A 3,764-nucleotide genomic window follows, 5' to 3' on the forward strand; every position below is an offset into this window, starting at 1 on the left:
ATCGCGGCCTGAAAATAGTCATCTCCATTGTCCGAAATCCTCGCGGCAGATCAGTTTGTGCGGAATGGCGATGTTCACCGGTGCGGTCTCGGCGATCTTCGAACCCGACGAACTGTCTCTCGCCTACGCCCATGACGTCGCCCGGCAGGCGTTCACCCCCGTGCTCCCCGACGAGGGTGCCGCCTACGCCGCCCGCCACACCATCGACCTGTCGACCATCGTTCCGCAGGTGGTGCAACCCGGTTCGGCTCGCGCAGCCAACACGCACACCGCTGCCGATCTGGCCGGAATCCCGATCACGAAGGCGTTCATCGGATCCTGCGCCAGCGGCCGCATCGAGGACCTGCGCGCTGCTGCACTGGTGCTCGACGGGCGGACTGTCGCCCCCGGCGTCGAGTTGAACGTGGTACCGACCTCCCAGAAGGTGCACGATCAAGCCGAAAGCGAAGGGCTGCTGGACATCCTGCGGTCAGCTGGTGCACACATCGCGGTGTCGAGCTGCGACTTCTGCTTCGGATACCAGAAGCCCCTCGCGGCCGGCGAGAACTGCATTTCCACCGGGGTGCTTAACATCTCCGGGCGAATGGGTAGCTCCGACGCCAACATCTACATGGGTTCGCCCTTCACCGTCGCGGCCAGCGCCCTCGCCGGGACGATCGCGCAGGTGGGGTCGTGAGCGCCTACCCGCCCCCGCCCGACGTCATCGACGGTGCGGTCGCGTGGATATTCGGTGACGACTTCGATATCGACCTGGTCGTGGGCGTTGCGAACATCAAGTCCTACGACCCCGATCATTTGAGGTCGGTCTGCATGGAGGTTTACGACCCGGCATTCGTCGATCGAGTTCGACCCGGAGACGTCATCGTCGGTGGGCGGAACTTCGGCTACGGACATCCGCACTATCCGCCGATGGTCGCGCTGCGCAACCTGGGCATCAGTGCCGTTGTGGCGGAATCGTTCTCACCTGGATTCTGGCGTGGAGAGACCTTCAACGGTATGCCCCTGATCACCGTTCCCGGGATATCCGACGCGGTGGCCGTCGGCGACGATGTCAGACTCGACTGGCGTCGGGCCGAGGTGTCGAAGCAGGACGGCACCACGATCACCGGCCATCCACCGAATGCCCGAACCGTCGCCGTCATCGAAGCGGGCGGTTCGTACGAACTTCTTCTCTCCGAACACCGAAGCAAGCAACCACTCACAGAAGGATCAGCGCGATGACGAACACCGAACACTCCCGCGCAGGAGTTGCACCGCCCAAGGCGGACACCACGACCGCGCGTCGAGCTGCGCTGGCCGGAGGTGTCGGTACGCTCATCGAGTACTACGACTTCGCGGTCTACGGCTTCCTCGCCGTCATCATCGCACCGCTGTTCTTCCCATCCACCAGCCCAGGCGTGTCGATTCTCGCGACCCTGGCCGTGTTCGGCGTCGCCTATGTCGCCCGTCCGCTCGGCGGAATCTTCTTCGGTCGGCTCGGAGACCGCAAGGGTCGTCGGCACGCCCTCGTCATCACCGTGGTGTGCATGGGTGTTGCCTGCGGCATTCTCGGACTGCTGCCGACGCACTCGAGTGTCGGGGTGCTGGCCCCCGTTCTGCTGGTCATCATCAGGCTCGCCCAGGGATTCTCGGCAGGTGGTGAGATCGGCGGTGCCGCAACCTACATCGCCGAGTCGGCACCGCCGAACCGTCGGGGATTCTTCGGGTCCTTCACGCCGGTGGGATCGACTCTCGGCTTCGCGGTCGCCGCAGCCGTCGTCGGGCTCGTGGCTCTGATCACGACCGACGAACAAATGTCGTCGTGGGGATGGCGCATCCCGTTCCTGCTGGCGCTGCCCCTGGCCTTCGTATGCCTCCGTGTGCGGCTCAAGCTCGAGGACAGCCCGGAGTTCGAGGAAATGGCAGCCAAGAACGAGGTCGCCAAGAGCCCGTTGAGCGACGTGGTGAAGAAGCAACCGTGGTCTGTGCTCCGCGTCGTCGGCATTGCGATCGCCATGAACGGATCCGGGTACATCGGACTGACCTACTTCAGCGTGTATCTGATCAACGACCTCGGCTTCTCGAAAGACTCGGTGTACTGGACGTCTGCTGTGGCAATTGCATTGGCCTGCGCCACATTCCCGCTGAGTGGGATGCTCACCGACAGGTTCGGCCGCAAACCGGTGCTGCTGTTCGGCTATGTGGCCTACGTGATCATTGCGCTGCCGGTGTTCATGATTCTCGGTGCCACGTCGAGCATTCTCATCGTCGGCGTCGTCTACTTCGTCTACATGGTGCTCAACGGTGTGGTGCAGGTCCCGGCTTTCCCGCTGTTCACCGAACTCTTCCCTCGGGCAGTTCGCTACACCGGAGTGTCGTTGGGCTTCAACATCGGAACGATCGCGGCAGGCGGAACTGCCCCCTACGTTGCAGCACAATTGGTCGAATCGACCGGCAATGCCATGTCACCGGCGTACTGGGTCATGGGCGTGTGCGTCATCGGTGTAGCGACGGTACTGACCATCAAGGAGACGGGACACAGCAAGCTTCCTGTGTAACCCGAGCCGCTCTGCTGTCAGCAGAGATCCGAACCGGGCGTTCAGCAGAACGGACGGACTGCTCACCGGCACACTGGATTCATGAAGCTATTGGTCCTCGGTGGCAGCGACTTCGTGGGGCGAACTGCCGTCGAACATGCTCTCGATCTGCAGTGGGACGTCACGGTACTCAATCGCGGCACAACCGCGTCGGATCCTCGTGTCACACAACTTCGGGGAGACAGGCGCTCGCCCGACGGACTGAATGAGATCCGAGAAGGTAACTGGGACATAGTCTTCGATACCTGGTCGTGGGAGCCGGACGTGGTGGCGCAGTCGGCGGCGCTGCTCGCCGGTCGAGTCGGTGGTTACGTGTATGTCTCCAGCCGTTCGGTGTACGACGCCCCGCAAGCGAAAGCTACCGAGACCTGGCCGACGGTGCAGGGACCTGGCGAGGACTATGCGCGATGCAAGCTCGGCGGCGAGCAGGCCGTAGTCGCCGGCTTCGGAACTGATGCGTTGCTGGTTCGTGCCGGTCTGATTCTGGGACCCTACGAAAATATCGGTCGACTTCCCTGGTGGCTGAACAGAATCGAGCACGCCGGGGCTGTGCTTGCGCCCGGTCCGGTCGATTTGGCACTGCAGTACATCGATGCCCGTGATCTGGTCGCTTGGAGTCTGGACGCTGCCGCCCGGGGTCTCGGCGGGGCTTACGACGTGGTGAGTCGGCCGGGTCACGCCACGATCGGCGAGCTTCTGCATCGCCGCCACCCGGTCCGACGCACGCTTGTGCTGGGTGGAGCCGGACGTGCTCCGCACTGCAGGTGTGCAGCCGTGGACGGAGCTCCCGATCTGGATTCCGCCGGGCGCGGATCATGATTCGCTGCATGCATCCGACGTATCGAAGGCATTCGCCGTGGGGCTTCGGACGCGACCGATTCAGGAGACCGTCGCGGACACGTGGACGTGGCTGCAATCGCTGACAGGTCGATCGCCGATGAGGAGTGATCGACGTCCAGACGGGCTCTCGGCAGACCGTGAAGCGGCAATTCTGGCGGCCCGCGGGCTCACGTGAGTCGGCGAGTTGCGCGCAGGAACAGATGCGCGCGGAATTGTCAGACGCGTTCGGAATCGTCAACGGATCGGTGTCGAATTCGCGCGCGTATGGCGAACGCGCGCGCGTTTGCGGAAAAACGCTCAATGTCAAGCTGTCTGGAGTCGGTTGTTGTTGATTCCGACTGTTGTGGG

General features: G+C 63.3%; 4 protein-coding genes. All 4 read left to right on the forward strand.

Annotated elements, in window-relative coordinates; genetic code table 11:
• Window positions 1-676, forward strand: a 676-nt coding sequence (locus QM590_RS25690) for an aconitase family protein (RefSeq protein WP_269596880.1), incomplete at its 5' end; no start/stop codon positions are given.
• Window positions 673-1,221: a 3-isopropylmalate dehydratase small subunit gene (locus QM590_RS25695; protein WP_269596879.1), complete on the forward strand. Its 549-nt coding sequence runs from the start codon at window positions 673-675 to the stop codon at window positions 1,219-1,221. The genes QM590_RS25690 and QM590_RS25695, both read left to right, overlap by 4 nt.
• On the forward strand, window positions 1,218-2,537 hold the full coding sequence (locus QM590_RS25700) for an MFS transporter (RefSeq protein ID WP_269596878.1): 1,320 nt from the start codon (window positions 1,218-1,220) through the stop codon (window positions 2,535-2,537). The genes QM590_RS25695 and QM590_RS25700 overlap by 4 nt, the downstream gene beginning before the upstream one ends.
• Window positions 2,538-2,618: 81 nt before the next feature.
• Window positions 2,619-3,395: an NAD-dependent epimerase/dehydratase family protein gene (locus QM590_RS25705; RefSeq protein WP_269596877.1), complete on the forward strand. Its 777-nt coding sequence runs from the start codon at window positions 2,619-2,621 to the stop codon at window positions 3,393-3,395.
• Window positions 3,396-3,764: the final 369 nt, after the last annotated feature.

The organism is Rhodococcus sp. IEGM 1372 (assembly GCF_030056835.1).
Taxonomy (GTDB): Bacteria; Actinomycetota; Actinomycetes; order Mycobacteriales; family Mycobacteriaceae; genus Rhodococcoides.

Coding starts and splice junctions, on each gene's coding strand:
- QM590_RS25700 (WP_269596878.1), top strand. CDS start 1,218: ATGACGAACACCGAACACTCCCGCGCAGGAGTTGCACCGCCCAAGGCG.
- QM590_RS25705 (WP_269596877.1), top strand. CDS start 2,619: ATGAAGCTATTGGTCCTCGGTGGCAGCGACTTCGTGGGGCGAACTGCC.